Raw genomic sequence first — 17657 nt, 5'->3', positions numbered from 1 at the left:
AGGAGAACACGCAGCGACACGGACGGGTGGTACCGGTGGGGGACAGATCACCGTTAGGGCTCAGCTTCACCCTGGAAGTGGACGCACCCTCGGATCTGCCCTACGACGGGCGACGCGCGGACGCCCTGATCACCGTCACGGCACAATCCGCCGCGGGTTCGGCCGCGCAGACTCCGAGTGCCGAGATCCTCATCATGGACCGCTCGTTGTCCATGTCCGGCTACAGGCTGGAAGAGGCGAAACGCGCGATGTGCGCGGCCATCGACACCCTGCGGGACGGCACCCTTCTGGGGATCGTCGCGGGCAACCACCAGGCCGACGTGATCTTCCCGACGACGGGCGGCCTGGCCCGCGTCGACGCCTGGACCCGGGAGGACGCCAAGCTCCGGGTCGCCGGCCAGCTCTCGGAGGGGGGCACGGCGATCGGCCAGTGGCTGGCTCGCGCCCACCGCCTCTTCGCCACGGTGGAATCCCCCGGCACCGTGCGCCACGCGGTGCTCTACACGGACGGCAAGAACGAGCACGAGACACCCGAACAGCTCGGCGAGATCCTCACGATGTGCACCGACCAGTTCGTCTGCCACGCAAGGGGCTTGGGCGAAGACTGGCACTACACCGAACTCCTCCGCGTCACCGAGGCCCTGCACGGCACCGCCGAGGCCGTCGTCACCATCTCCGACCTCACGCAGGACTTCACCCGCCTGATGCGCGAGGCGCAGCAGATCGTCGTACCCCGGGTGTATCTGGGCCTGCGCCTCAACAGCCGTTTCGAGCTCGCGTTCGTACGGCAGACCCGCCCCGTCCAGGCCGAACTGGCGGCACGTCAACAGCAGGACGGTGAGACGCACATCCCGCTGGGCTCCTGGCCCCCGGAGAGCCGCCAGTACCAGATCTCTCTCCGCTTCGAACCCGGCAGCCTGACTGTCGACGAGACCCTGCGGGCCGTCCGCGTCACACTGCACGCCGAGTTCCCCGACGGAGCCCGCCAACCCTGCTCCGAGAGCGCGGCCATGGTCGTATGCCGCCGCTCGACACCAGGCCCCGGCATCGTCCCCTCCCCCCACCTCACCCGCGTCGAGGACGAACGCGAACTCGGCATGGCCATACGCGCCTGCGCCGATGCCCACCGGCTCGGAGACCTCGACCGCGCGGACCGCGAACTGCGCCTCGCGATCGGCCTCGCAACATCCCTGGGGGACACCAAGCACCTGGAACAACTGCGCGAGGTCGCGGCCGACGGCCCCGACGGCCGGCTCCAGGTGCGGCGAAACGTCTCCCGAGGCCAGATCCAGAGAATGGGCATCGACTCGACCAAGACCACCGAAGGACCTGTCGACCCGCACGACCTCCCGCCCCACGACTCCGGGTTGCCGCGCGTGTGCCCACGGTGCGGTACGACGTCGACGTCGCCCACAGCCAAGTTCTGCGAGGAGTGCGGGCATCGGTTCGGTGACGCGGGTGCGGCCGGTGGGCCACTGGACGCGTCGTGACCGGCGTGCGGCTGCGCGTGCCCCATCCGATCGTGGTGCTGCGGTGGCTCAGGGCGGGCGTGCTGGGCATGGTGGCGGTGACGGCGCTGCTCTATCTGGTAGTGGCGAACCGGGCCGGAGAGGAGGTCGCCGCTGCTCACCGCACGACGACGGCCATCCAGCACATCGGCGCGGCGTACGACGAGGCGGGGAAGGCGAACGACGCGCTCCGCGCCGTCTCCCGGACCGGGGCGATCGACTTGACCGGCACCGGCAATGACTTCGCCAACGCCACCGGCCGCGTGGCCTCCCACCTCACCTCGGCGACGGAGGGCAACGCGGCCGGAGAGCAGGGGCTGAGCCACCTCCAGTTCGTCCAGGGCCAGTTGGCCACGTGTGTGCAGACGGTCAGCAGGGCGGTCCTCGACGGGGCACCGGCCGTGGCGAGGGCGCGGGACGCACTGGACAGCGCACCGGAGTACGACGGCAAGAACCCGGTCGCCTTCACGGGCGGCCTCAGGCGATCGCTCAGGGATCTCCAGGAACTGGAGATCCAGGCCCGCCATGACCAGCTCAGGTCGGGCTGGCGCGACCCCCATCTCCTCTGGCCCCTGTTCATGGGGCCGGTGGCGGTCATGCTGCTGCTGGTCTGTGCCACCGGCTGCATCGTCGCCCGCCGCTTCCGGCGATACCCCAGTCCGGCACTCCTCGTGGCCCTGCTGGCCACCGCGTCGATCGGCGTCATCATGTGCACGACCGACCCTCCCACCGCCGCGATCGCGCTGCCCGTGCTCGCCGCCGCCGGCGCGCTCGCGTATCAGGCCTATCGTCCCCGTCTTGCCGAGTACAGGTTCCCTCACTCATGAGAAGACTCACGGCACCACTCCTGCGCTGCGCCCTGGTCCTCGGGCTGCTCCTGGCGCCGGTCGCGTGCAGCGAACCGGAGAAGGACAAGGTGACGATCATGGTTCCCTGGTCCGGCACCGAGTTCAAGGCGTTCTACGCGGTCGTCAAGGACTTCGAGCGCGACCACGACATCGACATCGAACCGCAGGTCACCCGCGCCCTGACCCAACAGCTCGACGCCGCGGTGGCCGCGGACGCACAGCCCGACCTGGCGGTGCTGCCCAGTGTCGGAGCGATCGCCAAGTACCGCAAGGAAGGGGCACTTTCGAAACTCGACGTCGACACGGACGCCTACGTGCAGCCCTTCCGCGGGCTCGGCATGAACGGCAAGGACGTCTACGCCGTCCCCGTCAAGGCCGACGTCAAGAGCCTCATCTGGTACGACGCCAGGGTCACCCCACGGCCTCCCGAGAGCTGGAGCGCTCTGCGGACCCGTTCCGTCCGCTGGTGCCTGGGGCTGGAGTCCGGTCCGACCTCCGGCTGGCCCGGCGCCGACTGGATAGCGGACATCCTGCTGGCCGACGCGGGCGTCGGCCCGTACACCGCCTGGGCCTCGGGTGACGCGAAGTGGGACAAGGGGCCCGTCAAAGATGCGTGGACTGCGTGGGGAGACCTCGTGGCAGGTGCTCGCAAGGGCGCGGCCGCCTTCAACTTCCGCGCCGCCGCCGAGAAGATGACCAAGAGGGGGTGTTCCCTGAGCCACGGCGCCCTGTCCGCGATGGCTTTCGAGTCCGCCCAGGTGAAGGACGACGGGTACACGTACGTACCGTCCTCTCGTGAAGCGCTCCAGGTCTCGGCGGACTTCGTCGGAAAGTTCACCGGGAACAAGAGCGCCGACGAGTTCATCAAGTACCTGGCAAGTGCGCAGGCGCAGCAGGCATGGGTGAACGAACCCGGCTTCGCGCTCTCCGCCGACAACAGGGTGACGGAGTACGGCAACGCCACTCAGGGCCGGATAGCCGCAATGCTCCGCTCCCCCCGTTACACACTCTGCTTCAGCGCCGCCGACGCGATGGATCCCGACGTGTCCGCAGCCTTCTACCGAGCGGTCCTGGACTCCACGAACGGCAAAGACCTGACCCCGCTGCTGGCGGCACTCAACAGGGTCCAAAAGGAACTCGGATACGCGCACCCCGAATCCCCGCCACCGCCCGGACCGCTCTGCAGCCACCCGAACCAGCCCTGATCCATCCAGGAGCCTTCATGCCGGACGCCATCCAGTTCACCCTCGACGACGGCACCGTCGTCCTCGTAGCCCCACCCGCCCGCAGGGGCACCGACGCCGTGGGTCTGGGAACCCGTCTGGAGAGCGCGGGAAGCACCCTGCGCGCGGCACTGACGCCGATCACCTCCGCCGCCTCCGAGGTGATCGGCCAGTTCCGCAGTGTCGCCCAACGGCCCGACGAGGTGGAGGTCACCTTCGGCGTCGTCCTGGACGCCAAACTCGGCGCGGTCCTGACGAGCGCCAGTGCGAGCGCCCACCTCGATGTCACGCTCCGCTGGAGCGGCACAGAACCGACACCACCGAACTGATCCCGTACCCGGCGCCCACCGGCCGGCAGGTCGGCCGTCCACGAGCGGGGTCACATCTCTTGTCGTGGTTCCGCTACGGCAGGATCGCCCGAGGCATTGCGGTAATCCGTGTAGGTGTAGGGGTTGTCGAGCACCTTCGACTCAGGGATGTCCGGGTGCATACCGGCGACCCATTCTTCCTCGCCCAGGGTGCTGCGCAGGTACTCCACGGTGTCCTGGATCGCCTGACGGGCTTTCGGCAGGTCGGCGCCGACCAGGTGGCCGTCGTATTTCACGACCCGGCCGTTGACCAGGACCGTGTGCACGTCGCCGCGCTGAGCCTGGAGCACGACGTGACCGTACGGGTTGACCATCGGGAACATGGCGGGCGACTCGTCGTTCTTGATCAGTACGAGGTCCGCTCGCTTGCCGGGCTCGATGCTGCCGACGATCCCGTCCAGCCCGAGTGCCCGGGCGCCGCCGCGCGTGGCGTACTCGACGACGTCCTCGGCCCGCAGCCCGATGTGGGTCACGGTGTCGCCCTTCGCGTGCGCCTCGAGGTGCTCGCGGGTGCGGTCGGAGGACAGGGTCGCCCTCATCGCGGCGAACGCGTCGGCGCTCCACCACACGCTGGTGTCGACCGAGAGGGAGATCGGAATGCCGTGTCGGCGCAACGCCCAGCTCGAGGGATAGCCCTGACCGCAGGATGCCTCGCTCTCGGCTGAGACCGACGCGTGGCCGCCGGTGGCCGCGATCCGTTGGTAGGAGTCGTCCGAGAGTGTCGCGGCGTGGACGTAGACCGTTTCGGGGGTCATGAAACCGTGCTCGTGGATGAGCCGGATGCCGTTGTCGTTGGTGGCGCCCCACACGCCCGCGTGGGTGGTGACGGGGGCACCGAGTTCGCGGGCGGCCTCGAAGGCCGCCTTCTCCGGGAAGTCGGGGTCACCGGTGACGTCGAAGGCGAGCTGGAAGCCGAGCATCTCCGAGCGGGGCATGCGGCGCTCCACGAAGCTGCGGAAATCGCGAGAGGCGGTCCACTCCCACGGCGCGCCGTGGATGTTGCCGTAGGCGAGGACGAACCGCCCGGGCACCTCCTCGAGTGCGTCCACCGCGGCTTCGGCATGGTCGATCGTGGACAGGCCGTGCGACCAGTCGACGCTGGTGGTGACGCCGGAGTCGACCGCCTCGATCGCCGAGAGAAGGTTGCCTGCGTAGTAGTCCTCGGGGCGGAACTTCTTGCCGTGCTCGAGATAGTTCCAGACGAAGTACTGGGTGAGGGTCCAGTCCGCGCCGTACCCACGCATGGCCGTCTGCCACATGTGCCGGTGTGTGTCGATCATGCCTGGCATGACGATGCCGCCGGCCGCGTCGACTTCGACGGTTCCCTCGGGTACCTCGAGGTGTGGAGCGACCGCCTGGATGGTGTCGCCGAGGACGAGGACGTCGCCGGATTGCAGAACTGTGTGCGCGTCATCCATCGTCAGGACCAGGCCGCGACGGAAGACAACTGCTGGAGCGGTGGCGATCTCCTCCGGTGTCGGAGCGGTTGGGCTGCGGTCTGGCACGGCAGGTCCTCCGGTCGTTCGGGGCGGTGAAGGTCAGGTCGCTGTCAGGTGGCGATGTCGGGGTAGGGCTTCGCGAGGTGCGCCAGCTTCCTCGCGTACTCGAGCTGCATCCCGAGCGGTTCGCTGAAGTCCCTCTCGAACATGGCGATCCAGAGGGTGAGGGTGAGGAAGGGGTGGGCGCCGAGTTGAAAAAGGGTGACGTGGTCGTGGCCGGCGAGCGCGGCCCGTTCCTCGTCGGTGAAGGAGAGCCAGGTGCTCCTCTCGGCCCCGATGCAGTTGAGGATCCGGTTGGCTTCCTCGGCTTCCCACCACGCGAGGGTGCCGGCCGGGTCCTCGCGGTAGCGTTCGGTGAGCTCGTGGTCGCGGTCGATGGTGAACAGGAACTTGTCGACGAGGTACTTGCTCACAGCAGCGTTCCCTTCGAGGCCGGCGGCGGACCGGTGATCAGGCCGGGGTCGGGATACCAGGTGAAGTAGGCCTCCATGGTGTGGAAGAGGTCGAGGTTGGCGGCGTAGTCGGCCTTGCGGTAGCCGGCGATCCCCATCATCAGCATGAAGTCCATGAAGCCGTGGGTGGCGTTGCCCGGAGCGTGCAGGCTTTCGAGGCTGACTTCGGCCAGGCAGCCGTCGATGTCGCCGTCGGCGATCCAGCGCACCGCCCGTGCGTCGAACTCGGGATCGGGGCCGTGTGGGCCGAACTGGCGCGGACCACCGAGCTCGAGAGAGAGGTGGCCGGTGCCGATGACGGCGACGCGCAGGTCGCTCGGCCAGGCGTCGATGATCTCGCGGATCGTCTGCCCGAGCTGCACGAAGCGCTCGGGTTGCGGCAGCGGAGGGGCGAAGATGTTGGTGTAGACCGGCACGATAGGCAGGTCGTTCTGCGGGCGGACCGTGAAGATCGGGCAGGTGATCGAGTGGTCGACGCGCAGCTCGTTGGAGAACGCGAGGTCGAAGCCTCGGTCGATGCCTTCGCGGAGCATGTAGGCCGAGAGCTCCTCGTCGCCCTTGAAGAGGAGTTTGGGAAGACCGAACTCCCGTGTCTCGTTTTCCCAGTTGCCGTCGTAGTACGGCGCCTTGCCGATCAGGAACTGGGGCATGTTGTCGAGCCAGAGCTGGTGGAAGTGGTCGGAGCCGACCATCACCAGCACGTCCGGCCGGGCCCGGGTCAACGTTTCCCGGTAGGCCTCGACTTGCCGCACCCACTCGGCGGCGAACGGCGGCGCCTCTTCAGCCGGAATCCGGCTGGTCTTGTAGTAGAAGGGATGGTGCGTGGTCGCGAGGATCGCGACGAGCTCGGCCATCTGCTGTTCAGTCCCTCTCCTCGACGGGGCGGGCGGACCGGGATGGGTGGATCCGCAGTGCGCGCCGCCGGTTCAGCAAGGGCGGAACGGCGGCCAGCACGCCGATGACGATCGCTGCGACCGCTCCCAGGGCGCCGGCGTCCGGCAGGCCGGCGGCGTTGTCGATCGAGATGGAGCCGGGTCCCGTGAACGCGAGGCACGCGGCGATGGCGGCATACGTCACGGGGACTTCGCAGCCGCCGAGGTGAGCCCAGAGGCCGTTGACCGTGTTCGGTGCGGCGGCCACGATCATCGTCCCGATCACTGTCGCGCAGCCGACTCGGGTGAGCAGGCCGGTCGCGAGCGGTGTTGCCCCGAGCAGCTCGCAAGTGGCAGCGAGGCCGACCTGGAAGCGCCCGGGGTGGAAGCCCCACGACTCGAAGACCTCGGCGGTCTTGTTCAGTCCCATGCCGCGGAACCAGCCGATGGTCTTCTGCAGGGCGTGGCCTACGAGCAGTGTGGCCAGGAACAACCGCAGGGCGAAGAGCCCTATGTCGGCCTCACTCATCGTCACCTTCCAAAAGGGCGGCTGGATCGACGAACTCGGCGTTCTTCTCGACCATCAGGTACGCGTCCATGGCGACGGGCATCCGCAGCTCCTCGGCGAGCTGGCCCAGCAGTCCGGCGGCGCGGGCGAGCAGCGCGAATCCGCGCAGGAGTTGCATCGGGAGTCCCAGGTCGGCGAGCGCGGCGCCGACCACACCCGCTCCGTTGAGGACGAGTCGTCGTCCGAGGAACTCCTCGTGGACTCGGCCGATCGCCTCGAACAGCGCCAGGTGAGGGCCGTAGCAGCCCTCCTCGCGGGCGATCCGGATCAGGGCCGGGGTGCGCGGGTCGAGCTCCTTGTGGACCGGGTGGCCGAGCCCGGGGATGATCCGCTTCTCGGCCCGCGCCTCCTGCATCACGGTCCGGGCTGCCTCGTCCCAGCCCGCGTCGTCGGTGGGCAGGTCGGGGAGCTTGTCCATGACCGCGCCGAGGAACTGGCCGCAGTCCTCGGTGACGCCCAGGAACCGGGAGCCGCCCCCCAGCAGGCCGGCGGCCATCGCGCCCTGAACCGAGTCCGGGGCGGAGAGGTAGGTGAGCCGGGCTGCGATCGCTGTCGGAGTGAAGCCGTGATCGGCCAGCGCCAGCAGGCAGGCGTCGAGCATCCGGACCTGGCCGGGAGTGGGAACGCGAAGCGTGACCATCCGGTGGACGAGCTCGGTCAGGCTGACGTTGCCCATCAGGTCGTTGGCGAGGTCCTGGCCGAGGAGTGTGATGGTCGAGGTGGTCGACATCCCGAGTGAGGTCGGAAAACGGAGCTCGGTCATCGGTCCTCTTCCCGGGTCTTCAGCCACTGCCGCAGTTGTTCACTGTGCTGACCGACCGTGGGTGGGGCGAGGTCGTAGCGGATCTGCGAGCGTGAGAACCCGATCGGGTTGCGGACCAGCGGGACGGCATCGGTCCCGTCGCCCACCTGCACCACGGGTTCGAGCCCGAGGCTGTCGGCGAACTCGATGCCCTCCGCGATCGTGTTGATCGGCCCAGCCGGAAGTCCGGCACCGACGAGGATGTCGAACCACTCCGCACGGGTGTGTTCCTTCAGGAGCTCCTCCAGCAGGGGACGGAGCACCTCGCGGTTTTCCGTCCGGTCGCCGACCGTCTTGAAGCGTCGGTCCTCGGCCAGCTCAGGGGCTCCCAGCACTTGCATGAGAGTGGTGAACTGCCGGTCGTTGCCGGCGATCACGATCATCTCGCCGTCCGCGGTCCGCAGCGGTTCGTACGGGAACAGACTCGGGTGTGCGTTGCCCATCCGGTGCGGTACGACACCGCCGGAGACGTAAGCGCCCGTCTGGTTGACCAGTCCGGAGAGCGCCGAGGAGAGCAGGTTGACATCGACATGCTGGCCGAGCCCGGACTCCTCGCGTTCGTGCAACGCGGCGAGTATGCCGACGAGGGCGTGCATGCCGGTCATCACGTCGAAGACCGAGATGCCCGCCCGGTACGGCGGCCCGTCGGACGGGCCGGTCAGGCTCATCAGCCCGGAGATCGCCTGCACCATCAGGTCGTATCCGGGAAGGCGGGCACCGCCTTCGGAGCCGAACCCGCTGATCGAGGCGTAGATGAGGCTCTGGTTGTCCGCGGAGACGCTCGCGTAGTCGAGGCCGTATTTGGCCAGCCCACCGGGCCGGAAGTTTTCGATCATCACGTCAGCGCGAGCGACGAGCTCATGTGCGACCTCGAGGTCGTCGCGGTTCTTGAGATCGAGGGCGATCGAGCGCTTGTTGCGGTTGATGCTCAAGTAGTACGTCGACACATCGTCGCGCGTGGGCGGGATCCATGTGCGGGTGTCATCGCCACCGGGGCCTTCGACTTTGACGACGTCGGCGCCGAGGTCGGCGAGCAGCATCGTGGCGTAGGGACCGGCGAGGATCCGGGAGAAGTCGGCGACCAGCAGGCCGCTGAGCGGGCCGGCGGCAGAAGGCATCGAGTGGGCATCCTTTGGGGATTGTCCGCAGAGCGGTCAGTCGTCCGTTTCTCCACTGTGTGACGATCAGTCAGACCTGTCAAGGTTGCTCACAATGCCTTGTCCATCTCTCCGCGACCGCCTGTCCGGCGTGGTCGAAACAGCGGAAAGTCGCGACCATCTCAAGAAGCCCGCAGTTCAACGGTACTGACAAGGCCGACGATGAGCCTGCCGTCGGGCACGACGCGACCGAGGCGCCGGGGTATTTACGGACAGCCGTACGTATCGCGTCGAGGCGGGGGCGCCGAGGAGTGCTCGTGACGTCGTCGGATGCAGAAGCACGGCACCGTCGTGTCCCGGCGCAGCTCACGCCCGAGAGAACTCGGTCAGCCTCGGTAGGGGAACATCCCCTCCGCATGCCTCGATGCCCGCCCCGGCGGGTTTTGATGCTGCGGGTCGACCGGCGAGGCTATTTCCGGGTGGAGGAAACCTCGACGGACGGCCGCGAGTCCCAGATCGACCAGTCGGAGGAGATCTTGCTCGCGGCGTTCATCAGCAGGGGCAGGTAGTCCTCCGTGAGCACCTCGACGCTGGTTTCTGCGGCGTGGGTGCTGACGTTCAAAGCCGCGCGAACGACGCCTTCGCCGTCCCTCAGCGGCACCGCGATCGATCGGATGCCCGGCGCCAGCTCCTCGTCTGCCAGCGCCCAGCCTCGTGCGCGCACCGCCCTCAGCTCCTCGGTCAGCGCCTTGCGATCGACCGGTTTCGTCACCACCCAGGAAAGCGACGGTGTATCGAGCGCCTCGGCGAGCTCCTCATCGCCGAGCTGGGCCAGGAGCACCTTGCCCTGAGAGGTCGGAGCGGCCGGGAACTTCGTCCCGATGTCGACTCGGAGAGTGATGATCTTCGGCACCGCCACCCGCGCTGCGTACACGATGTCCGAGCCGTCGAGCTGGGTGATCGAAGAGGACTCATGGGTACGCGCCACGAGGCTCTCCATGTGCGGGCGTGCCATCTCCCATAGCCCGAGAGAGCTGGCGTACGCGATTCCCAGCCGGAGCACCTGCGGCGTCAGCACGAAGCTGCCCTCACGCGTCACACGGACGTAGCCCAACTCCTGCAGCGTCAACAGCAGTCGTCGCGCCGTCGGTCGGGCCAGGCCGGTAGCGGCGGCCACCTCGGACAGGCTCAGCTCGCGGCGGGTCGCGTCGAAACACGTGAGCACGTCCAATCCGCGTGCCAGCGCTTCGACGAAATCCGCACCCTTGCCTCGTCCTGCCATGTCATCCTCCGCTCGGCACCTCCCGCATCGTAGGCGCGCTACCCGCCACCCCTCCTCCACCACCACGGTAGAGACAAGCAGCCCCGAACACAGCCCCAAGCAGCCCGAAGCCCCAGCGATCGCGTCAGCCGATCACGGGCATCCCAGCTGCCGGCCGCCGTCGAGCACAGCCACAAGATTCTCAAGGATCCCAACGAACTCCACGGTTGGGATCTCCACCACGAAGACCTCGCCCGCATGCTCTGGATTCTTGATCAGGTGTTCCTCGCGCCAGAACTGAAGAGTGAGCACCAAGCGGTCCGCGTCGCGGAAGAGGTGAGCCGTCACGTTGTCCGTCGTGGGCCCCCAGCTCAGGACCCGGAACTGGTTGCGAAACTCGTAGTCGGCCTCGGTCTCGTCGTCAGCCCCGGCACGGTGCATGAGACGCCGGTGCGTTGCTTCCGGGGACAGATCGCCGAACGGCGGTGGGGAGCCCTGCCCGGAGCGCAGCCAGGCGGCCGTGTCCAGCACGTCACGGCGGAACTGGCTGACGAAAGCCGAGTTGTCGTCGCAGGTCAGCCACTTCCCCGCAGCCCACAGATCCACCCGGCACAGCGCGTTGTCCCACTCCCCGACCTCGGCGGCGAACCTGTTCCTGTCTCCCAGAAGCACGGTCACCTCGGGCCCTGACAGGCTCAGTGCTCATTCGCGAGCAAGCCCCCGCGGAGCACAACGGTACGTGTGACCTTCCTCGCCGCTGTCCACTTCAGAGGCGGTCGCTGAGCCGTAGACACCTTCATGACGTACGTCCCGAGGTCGTCGGCCTCGACGAGTCCCGGCAGCGAGCCGCCCTCACGCAACGGCGTGATGCAGCGGGTGGCGTTCACTTCCTTGAGCATCGCCCCAGGTTACTGGGGTGGTCCCGCCCGGCGGACGCAACCCGGGGGCGGTGGCCGGAGCGGCCCCGGGGATCCGCGGCCGGGGCGGATCGTGATCGCGGCGGCTCCGCTGTCGATCCGGTCAAGAAGTCTCCATTCCCTGAACAGCACGCGGGGCCGGGCCGTACTTCTGAGCAGATCCAGATCTTGTCCGCTGAAGGGAAAGCCAGCATGACCAGCGAATCGCTTCACCCCGCACAGGCTCCGGCCCGGCGCACCGTCGTGGCGGCGGTCGGCGCGGCAGGGATCGCCGTCGCGCTGACCGCGTGCGGGGCGGACGACAAGGCCTCCAACACCGTGGGCTCCGACAACGGCGCCGCCGGTAACGCGGGCGGCACGGAACTCGCCAAGACCAGCGACATCCCGGAGGGCGGTGGCAAGGTCTTCGCCGACAAGGGCGTCGTGGTGACCCAGCCGACGGCGGGTACCTTCAAGGCCTTCTCGTCCAAGTGCACCCACCAGGGCTGCGCGGTCAAGGGCATCGCGAACGGTGTCATCACCTGTCCCTGCCACCAGAGCCAGTTCTCCGTCACCGACGGCAGTGTGAAGAAGGGGCCCGCGACGAGCGCGCTCGCCGCCGCCAAGATCACCGTCGACGGGGACTCGATCAAGCTCGCCTGACCGTTGATCGCCGACCGCTCGGAACGTCAGCGTCGTCGCTTGAAGCAGGCGAGCACGTCGTCGGTGGTCGTGATCGTGGCGACCAGCGCGAGTGTGTTGCGGACCATCGCGGGGGTGTACTCGGAGGGCACCCCCGCGACGGCGTCCGCGGGCACGACGACGGTGTAGCCGCGGTTCACGGCGTCGAACACGGCGTTGGGGATGGCGATGTTGGCCGAGACTCCGGTCACGACGAGGGTGCGGCAGCCCAGGTTGCGCAGCAGCGGGTCGACATCGGTGCCCGCGATCGGCGACAGACCGTGCAGCCGGCGTACGACGAAGTCCTCCTCGGCCACCTCGATGGGCGGCGCGATCCGCACCGCCGTCGTCCCGGTCAGCTGTTGCACGGGCAGCCGCTCGGCCGCGCGGAACAGCCGGGCGTTGCGGTTCGCGCCGCGGCCGTCCGGGCGGCGCTCGGCGACCGCGTGGATCACCTGCACCCCGCTCTCGTGCGCGGCGTCGACCAGCCGGGCGACATGGGCGAGTGCTCCGGACGACCTTGCCTCCTTGGCGAGTTCGGGCAGCGCGCTGTCCTGGCCCACGACACCCTGTTGGCACTCCACGGTGAGCAGTACCGTGCCGGCGGGGTCGAGGAGTTCACTGAGTTGCTCGAACGACGGCATGGCTCTCCTTGTCGTCGCGGGTCGGGACGGGCGAGCGTAACGACCATTGCGTGAGGACGGAAGACGCCTCATGCTTTCCTGACGGAACGTCAGAAACCTTTACAGAAACCCTTGTCCGGGTACGGAACGGGCCTGCCCCGCGGACCGGCACGGGACACGGCCGGTACGAGGAGCGGCCCGGGACGGGCCGCCGACACAGCTCGGCACGGACAGAGCCGATACACAGAAGAAGAAGGGGACCGTATGGCCGTCACTCAGCGCAGAGGCCGGAAGATCATGATGACCCCCGGTGAACTCGACGAGTTCCTCACCACCCAGCGCACCTGCCGCGTCGCCTCCGTGTCGAAGGACGGAGTCCCGCACGTGAGTGCTCTCTGGTTCACCTGGGACGGCACCTCGCTGTGGTTGTACTCGGTGGTACGCAGCAAGCGTTGGGTACAGCTGCGGAACGACCCGCGGGTCGCGGTGGTGATCGATTCCGGCGAGGAGTACGGGGAGCTGCGGGGCGTCGAGCTGTCCGGCACAGTGGAGTTCGTCGGCGAGTTCCCGCGAACCGGGGAACTGTGCGCCGAACTCGACGTCCCGGAGACCCTGTTCGCCCGCAAGAACTTCGGCCTGGAGGAGATGCCGCACGACGGCCGGCACGCCTGGATGCGGCTGACACCGGACGCGATCGCCTCGTGGGACTTCCGCAAACTCCCCCCGCTGTAGGACCTGGCCGAACCACCCTTCTCCGCCCCTCACTCGACGGCCTCACCGGCCCTGCGCAAGGCGTCCACCGCCGCCCTGATCGACGGTCGGCGGTCGGCGTCGGCCCGCCACACGACGTAGACGTGGCGGCGCACACGCTGACGGACCGGCACCGTGACGACACCCTCGGGCATCGGACGGCGCCCGAGGAGCGGGGCCACACAGACACCGAGCCCGGCGGCGACCAGTCCGAGCTGGGTGTGCGTCTCCCCGGCGCGGTGCCCGATGTGCGGTTCGACGCCCTGGGAGCGCAGCGTGAGCATGAGCCACTCGTGGCAGAACTCGCCCTCTCCCCAGGTGATCCACTCGTCCTCGGCGAAGTCCCCGAGGTCCACCTCGGCGCGGCCCGCGAGCCGATGGCCGGCCGGCATCGCCACATCGGCCGGGTCGTCGAGGATCGACGCCTTCACCAGACCGTCGGGCAGCGGCATCGGCTTGTTGTACCAGTCGAGCACGACCGCCAGGTCCAGGTCCCCGCGCACCACCCCCGCGACGCCGGCCTCCGGCTCCAGCTCGCTGGAGCGCACCCGCAGTCCGGGATGCTCGGCGCGCAGCTCCGCGAGCGCCGCCGGGAACAGTCCGCGCGCCGCGGTCGGAAACGCGGACAGCCGCAGCTCGCCGACCACCTGACCGCGCTGCGCCTCCAGGTCGGACTGCGCCAGCTCGACCTGGGACAGGATGCGCGCCGCGTGCTCGGCGAGAAGCCGCCCCGCGTCGGTCAGGCGCACTCCCCGGCCGTTCTTGGCGAGCAGTTGCTGTCCCACCTCGCGCTCCAGCTTCGACATCTGCTGGGAGACCGCCGAGGTGGTCACATGCAGTCCCTCGGCCGCACCGCTCACCGAGCCGTGCCGGGCGAGAGCGTCGAGGGTGCGCAGTCGCTCCAGATTCAACATGTAAGCAATGCTACGAGATATCGCTTGAGTAATCTTGCTTGTGCTACGAGATTGTTCTGCCTCATTGTTGACCCCATGAGCACCGTCGCCTCCCCTCGACCCGTCACGCCGACCGGCGTCGCACCCCGCCGTCGCACCGCCCTCGACTGGCGGATCCGCTTCGGCGTCCTCTCGCTGATCTGGGGCTTCAGCTTTCTGCTGATCAAGGTCGGGACGGAGGGGTACGCGCCGTTCCAGGTCACCCTCGGGCGGCTGCTGTTCGGGACCGCGGTGCTCGCGGCGGCGATGGCGGTGAAGCGGGAGCGGCTGCCGCGCGGCGCGCGGACGTGGGGACACCTCACGGTCGCGGCCTTCCTGCTGAACGCTCTGCCGTTCTCCCTCTTCGCCTACTCCGAGCTGACCATCCCCTCGACGCTGGCGGGGATCTGCAACGCGACATCGCCGCTGTGGGGCATGGCGCTGTCCCTGGTCGCGCTCTCCGAGGACCGGCCGACCCGGGTCAGAGTGGCCGGTCTCGGCCTCGGCTTCCTCGGCGTCCTGACCGTGCTCGGTGTCTGGCAGGGCTTCCACGGCCTGGACGCCACGGGCACGGCGATGGCCCTGCTGGCCTCGCTGAGCTACCCGGTCGGCTGGATATACGTCCGCCGGACCCTGGCCGGCACCGGCCACTCACATCTGTCGATGACCGGCGCCCAACTCCTCCTGGCCACCGCCCAACTGGTGCTCGTCACCCCGCTGTTCACCACGCTGCCGAGCCATGTCGCATGGGTGCCGCTGCTCGCGATCGCCGCCCTGGGGGCTCTGGGCACCGGTCTGGCCATGCTCGTCCAGTACGGCATCGTCGCCGAGGTCGGCCCGACGACGGCCCAGATGGTCACGTACTTCATCCCGGTCATCGCCACCGCCGCCGGTGTCGCGATCCTCGGCGAGTCGCTGGCCTGGTCGACGCCGGTCGGCGCGGTGATCGTGCTCGCGGGCGCGGCCCTCACCCAGGCGAAGCCGCGCCGCTGACGCCCACGGCACCCGCCGAGGTCGGAGGACCCCACGGACCCCGCCGTCCCGGCCCTCACGACACCCGCCGCCAGGCCCCCGCCCACCACCCGTCGTACGGGCCCCACGACACCCGCCGTCCGGGCTCCGACGGTGGATACCGTGCGGGCTCCGGCGGCGGGTGCCGTGCGGCTCCTGGCGGGCTTGTCGCCGCCCACGGCGGGGGCTCCGCCGGGGGCGGCACCTCAGACGTACCGGCGCGCGGGTGCCGGCCCCACGGCTGAGGCGACGGCGTCCGCGAGCGGTTCGGTGTCCTCGGGCCGAAGCGTCGAGACGGTGATCCGGATACCCGGCGGCGCGTTCATCCGGAAGCGGGCGCCGGGCGCGACCGCCCAGCCGGAGTGCAGCAGCCGGGAGACGGCCCCCGTCTCGTCCGGAACGGGGATCCAGACGTTCATCCCGCTGCGCCCGTACGCCTCGACACCGCGCGCCTTCAGGGCGTCGATCAGCGTGTCGCGGCGCGCCCCGTACGCGGCCGCGACAGCGCCGACGTCGACCGCACCGGAGGTCCACAAATGGACCACGGCCTTCTGGAGCAGGCGGCTCACCCAGCCGGGCCCGAGCCGCTGCCGCCCGTGCACGCGGTCGACGGTGACGGGATCGCCGGTGAGCACGGCGAGCCGGAGATCGGGGCCGTACGCCTTGGCGACGGAGCGCACGAAGGCCCAGCTGTGCGTGACCCCGGCGAGGGGGTGCAGAGGCAGGTCGACGATCTGGTGTCCGTGGTCGTCCTCGATGAGCAGAGTCCGCGGGTACTCCCGGAGCACGGAACGCAGGGCACGCGCGCGGGGCTCGGTGACCGCGGCGCCGGTGGGATTCTGCGCCCGGTCGGTGACGATCAGGGCGCGTGCCCCGGCCGCCAGGGCACGCCGTACGTCCGCGGGAAGCGGACCCTCGTCGTCGACACCGACCCCGACCGTACGCAGACCGAGCGCCGGGACGAGGTCGAACAGGCTGCCCCAGCCGGGGTCCTCGATGGCAATGGCGTCGCCGGGTCTGAGATGGGCCATCAGGACGCGCTCGATGGCATCGAGCGATCCGGAGGTGACGACGACGGGCCCCTCCGGCACTCCGTCCGCGGCGAGGCCGGCGCGGGCAAGGCGCTCCAGCTCCGGTTCGACGGCGTCCTCCCCGTACTGCACGGGATGCCGGTCGGACTGCCGGGCCGCTGCCGCGAAGGCATCGGCGAGAGCGGGCAGCAGGGCGGGATCGGGATTGCCCTCACCCATGTTCCGCACGCCCTCGGGCGCCTCGACGCGAAGGTACTCACGCCCCGTGGTGGCGGGCTTCGGGCGCACCCGGCTGCCCCGCCGGCCGGCGGTCTCGATGACCCCGCGCTCGCGCAGGGTGCGATAGGCGGCCGCGACCGTGTTCGCGTTGACTCCGAGCTCTTCGGCCAACTCCCGCATAGGTGGCAGCAGTTGACCCGGCTCCAGGCCCCCGGACCCCACCGCCTGCTCGACGCTGGCAGCGATGTCGGCTGCGCGACGCCCTTCGATCCGATACTCTCCTAGCACAAAAGAGATTATGCACTAGTGCAATGGAGAAGGCAATGCCGGAGACGAACACCCAGCCGAGGACGACGGGGTCCGCTGCCTACACCCCGACCGACCGCACTGTCCCCACCCGCTCCAAGGAACGCGCCGCGTACGACCACGAGATGGTGCACGCGATACTCGACGAGGGGTACGTCTGCCACCTCGGCTTCGTCCGCGACGGCGCGCCGATCGTCCTGCCCACGCTGTACGCACGGGTCGGCGAGCGGCTCTACGTGCACGGCTCGACGGGTTCGCGCCCGCTGCGGATGACCGGCCAGGCCGATCCCGGGCTGGCCGTCTGCCTGACCGTGACCCACGTCGACGGACTGGTGCTGGCCCGCTCGGCCTTCCACCACTCGATGAACTACCGCTCCGTGGTGGTGCACGGCATCGCCCACCAGGTGACGGACCCCGACGAGAAGCGCCTGGCGCTGGACGCGCTGGTCGACCACGTCGTCCCCGGCCGGTCCGGCGACTCCCGTCCGGCCAACGCCAAGGAACTCGCGGCCACCGCCGTGATCAGCCTGGATCTGGACGAGGTCTCCGCGAAGCTGCGCACCGGCGGCCCGAACGACGAGCCCGAGGACCTCGCCCTCCCCCACTGGACCGGCGTGGTCCCGCTGATCAAGGGGCACGGCACCCCGGTCCCGGCGGACGACCTGGCACCGGGCATCGAACTGCCCGGCTACCTGACGGCGCCGTGAACG

General features: G+C 69.3%; 19 protein-coding genes and 1 pseudogene. 8 read left to right on the top strand and 12 right to left on the bottom strand.

The window, feature by feature from the left end; all coding sequences use genetic code 11:
- The first annotated feature begins 77 nt into the window (after window positions 1-77).
- The 4 genes from N4G66_RS12545 to N4G66_RS12530 are packed head-to-tail and all read left to right on the top strand — an operon-like array spanning window position 78 to window position 3908.
- Complete coding sequence (locus N4G66_RS12545; RefSeq protein WP_261704127.1) at window positions 78-1490, top strand: VWA domain-containing protein; 1413 nt, start codon at window positions 78-80, stop codon at window positions 1488-1490.
- Entirely contained in the window at window positions 1487-2335 is an 849-nt protein-coding gene (locus N4G66_RS12540; RefSeq protein ID WP_261704126.1) for a hypothetical protein, read from the top strand. Before N4G66_RS12545 ends, N4G66_RS12540 begins: the two co-directional genes overlap by 4 nt.
- Complete coding sequence (locus N4G66_RS12535) at window positions 2332-3561, top strand: ABC transporter substrate-binding protein (RefSeq protein ID WP_261704125.1); 1230 nt, start codon at window positions 2332-2334, stop codon at window positions 3559-3561. The genes N4G66_RS12540 and N4G66_RS12535 overlap by 4 nt, the downstream gene beginning before the upstream one ends.
- Window positions 3562-3578: 17 nt before the next feature.
- A complete protein-coding gene (locus tag N4G66_RS12530; protein ID WP_261704124.1) occupies window positions 3579-3908 on the top strand; it encodes a CU044_2847 family protein in 330 nt (109 codons plus the stop codon).
- A gap of 50 nt (window positions 3909-3958) precedes the next feature.
- Here the strand turns inward: N4G66_RS12530 and N4G66_RS12525 are convergent, their stop codons facing one another.
- From N4G66_RS12525 to N4G66_RS46205, 9 genes and pseudogenes are all read right to left on the bottom strand, one after another.
- Window positions 3959-5452 carry an amidohydrolase family protein gene (locus N4G66_RS12525; RefSeq protein ID WP_261704123.1) on the bottom strand — a complete coding sequence of 498 codons (1494 nt, stop codon included), beginning with the start codon at window positions 5450-5452 and terminating at the stop codon, window positions 3959-3961.
- Window positions 5453-5496: 44 nt separating this feature from the next.
- Window positions 5497-5859 (bottom strand): hypothetical protein, encoded by a 363-nt coding sequence (locus N4G66_RS12520; RefSeq protein WP_261704122.1) that lies wholly within the window; start codon window positions 5857-5859, stop codon window positions 5497-5499.
- Window positions 5856-6752, bottom strand: a complete 897-nt coding sequence (locus N4G66_RS12515; RefSeq protein WP_261704121.1) for a DODA-type extradiol aromatic ring-opening family dioxygenase — start codon at window positions 6750-6752, stop codon at window positions 5856-5858. The genes N4G66_RS12520 and N4G66_RS12515 overlap by 4 nt, the downstream gene beginning before the upstream one ends.
- 7 nt (window positions 6753-6759) lie before the next feature.
- Window positions 6760-7299, bottom strand: a complete 540-nt coding sequence (locus tag N4G66_RS12510) for a DoxX family protein (RefSeq protein WP_261704120.1) — start codon at window positions 7297-7299, stop codon at window positions 6760-6762.
- Window positions 7292-8101, bottom strand: a complete 810-nt coding sequence (locus N4G66_RS12505; protein ID WP_261704119.1) for a citryl-CoA lyase — start codon at window positions 8099-8101, stop codon at window positions 7292-7294. The genes N4G66_RS12510 and N4G66_RS12505 overlap by 8 nt, the downstream gene beginning before the upstream one ends.
- Entirely contained in the window at window positions 8098-9258 is a 1161-nt protein-coding gene (locus N4G66_RS12500) for a CaiB/BaiF CoA transferase family protein (RefSeq protein ID WP_261704118.1), read from the bottom strand. The genes N4G66_RS12505 and N4G66_RS12500 overlap by 4 nt, the downstream gene beginning before the upstream one ends.
- A gap of 448 nt (window positions 9259-9706) precedes the next feature.
- A complete protein-coding gene (locus N4G66_RS12495) occupies window positions 9707-10519 on the bottom strand; it encodes an IclR family transcriptional regulator domain-containing protein (protein WP_261704117.1) in 813 nt (270 codons plus the stop codon).
- A 132-nt stretch (window positions 10520-10651) separates the two neighbouring features.
- The gene (locus N4G66_RS12490; protein WP_261704116.1) at window positions 10652-11170 is read right to left on the bottom strand and encodes a hypothetical protein; all 519 of its coding nucleotides are present in this window, start codon (window positions 11168-11170) and stop codon (window positions 10652-10654) included.
- A gap of 110 nt (window positions 11171-11280) precedes the next feature.
- Window positions 11281-11397, bottom strand: a pseudogene (locus N4G66_RS46205) (HipA family kinase); the annotation flags it as partial.
- A 210-nt stretch (window positions 11398-11607) separates the two neighbouring features.
- Between N4G66_RS46205 and N4G66_RS12480 the strand changes: the two are divergent.
- A complete protein-coding gene (locus N4G66_RS12480; protein WP_261704115.1) occupies window positions 11608-12057 on the top strand; it encodes a Rieske (2Fe-2S) protein in 450 nt (149 codons plus the stop codon).
- Window positions 12058-12083: 26 nt separating this feature from the next.
- On the opposite strand, the gene N4G66_RS12475 is transcribed toward N4G66_RS12480, so the two are convergent.
- A complete protein-coding gene (locus N4G66_RS12475; RefSeq protein ID WP_261704114.1) occupies window positions 12084-12719 on the bottom strand; it encodes a cysteine hydrolase in 636 nt (211 codons plus the stop codon).
- Between the two features lie 243 nt (window positions 12720-12962).
- Here N4G66_RS12475 and N4G66_RS12470 point away from each other — a divergent pair, with 243 nt between their 5' ends.
- Window positions 12963-13430 carry a pyridoxamine 5'-phosphate oxidase family protein gene (locus N4G66_RS12470; RefSeq protein WP_261704113.1) on the top strand — a complete coding sequence of 156 codons (468 nt, stop codon included), beginning with the start codon at window positions 12963-12965 and terminating at the stop codon, window positions 13428-13430.
- 29 nt (window positions 13431-13459) lie between these two features.
- Here N4G66_RS12470 and N4G66_RS12465 read toward each other — a convergent pair whose 3' ends face one another.
- Entirely contained in the window at window positions 13460-14362 is a 903-nt protein-coding gene (locus tag N4G66_RS12465) for a LysR family transcriptional regulator (RefSeq protein WP_261704112.1), read from the bottom strand.
- Window positions 14363-14437: 75 nt separating this feature from the next.
- On the opposite strand from N4G66_RS12465, the gene N4G66_RS12460 reads away from it, so the two are divergent.
- A complete protein-coding gene (locus N4G66_RS12460; protein WP_261704111.1) occupies window positions 14438-15373 on the top strand; it encodes a DMT family transporter in 936 nt (311 codons plus the stop codon).
- Between the two features lie 224 nt (window positions 15374-15597).
- Here N4G66_RS12460 and N4G66_RS12455 read toward each other — a convergent pair whose 3' ends face one another.
- Window positions 15598-16929, bottom strand: a complete 1332-nt coding sequence (locus N4G66_RS12455) for an aminotransferase class I/II-fold pyridoxal phosphate-dependent enzyme (protein WP_261704110.1) — start codon at window positions 16927-16929, stop codon at window positions 15598-15600.
- A gap of 35 nt (window positions 16930-16964) precedes the next feature.
- On the opposite strand from N4G66_RS12455, the gene N4G66_RS12450 reads away from it, so the two are divergent.
- Complete coding sequence (locus tag N4G66_RS12450) at window positions 16965-17654, top strand: pyridoxamine 5'-phosphate oxidase family protein (RefSeq protein ID WP_261704109.1); 690 nt, start codon at window positions 16965-16967, stop codon at window positions 17652-17654.
- Window positions 17655-17657: the final 3 nt, after the last annotated feature.

The sequence above is a fragment of the Streptomyces rhizosphaerihabitans genome (genome assembly GCF_025399795.1).
Lineage (GTDB): Bacteria > Actinomycetota > Actinomycetes > Streptomycetales > Streptomycetaceae > Streptomyces > Streptomyces rhizosphaerihabitans.
This window is presented reverse-complemented; position numbering and strand designations above follow the sequence as displayed.

What these genes read in the sequence shown, in the direction of transcription:
- N4G66_RS12500 (WP_261704118.1), bottom strand. Translation starts at nt 9,258, where the DNA reads ATGCCTTCTGCCGCCGGCCCGCTCAGCGGCCTGCTGGTCGCCGACTTC.
- N4G66_RS12465 (WP_261704112.1), bottom strand. Translation starts at nt 14,362, where the DNA reads ATGTTGAATCTGGAGCGACTGCGCACCCTCGACGCTCTCGCCCGGCAC.
- N4G66_RS12495 (WP_261704117.1), bottom strand. Translation starts at nt 10,519, where the DNA reads ATGGCAGGACGAGGCAAGGGTGCGGATTTCGTCGAAGCGCTGGCACGC.
- N4G66_RS12460 (WP_261704111.1), top strand. Translation starts at nt 14,438, where the DNA reads ATGAGCACCGTCGCCTCCCCTCGACCCGTCACGCCGACCGGCGTCGCA.
- N4G66_RS12480 (WP_261704115.1), top strand. Translation starts at nt 11,608, where the DNA reads ATGACCAGCGAATCGCTTCACCCCGCACAGGCTCCGGCCCGGCGCACC.
- N4G66_RS12450 (WP_261704109.1), top strand. Translation starts at nt 16,965, where the DNA reads ATGCCGGAGACGAACACCCAGCCGAGGACGACGGGGTCCGCTGCCTAC.
- N4G66_RS12515 (WP_261704121.1), bottom strand. Translation starts at nt 6,752, where the DNA reads ATGGCCGAGCTCGTCGCGATCCTCGCGACCACGCACCATCCCTTCTAC.
- N4G66_RS12505 (WP_261704119.1), bottom strand. Translation starts at nt 8,101, where the DNA reads ATGACCGAGCTCCGTTTTCCGACCTCACTCGGGATGTCGACCACCTCG.
- N4G66_RS12530 (WP_261704124.1), top strand. Translation starts at nt 3,579, where the DNA reads ATGCCGGACGCCATCCAGTTCACCCTCGACGACGGCACCGTCGTCCTC.
- N4G66_RS12535 (WP_261704125.1), top strand. Translation starts at nt 2,332, where the DNA reads ATGAGAAGACTCACGGCACCACTCCTGCGCTGCGCCCTGGTCCTCGGG.
- N4G66_RS12475 (WP_261704114.1), bottom strand. Translation starts at nt 12,719, where the DNA reads ATGCCGTCGTTCGAGCAACTCAGTGAACTCCTCGACCCCGCCGGCACG.
- N4G66_RS12510 (WP_261704120.1), bottom strand. Translation starts at nt 7,299, where the DNA reads ATGAGTGAGGCCGACATAGGGCTCTTCGCCCTGCGGTTGTTCCTGGCC.
- N4G66_RS12470 (WP_261704113.1), top strand. Translation starts at nt 12,963, where the DNA reads ATGGCCGTCACTCAGCGCAGAGGCCGGAAGATCATGATGACCCCCGGT.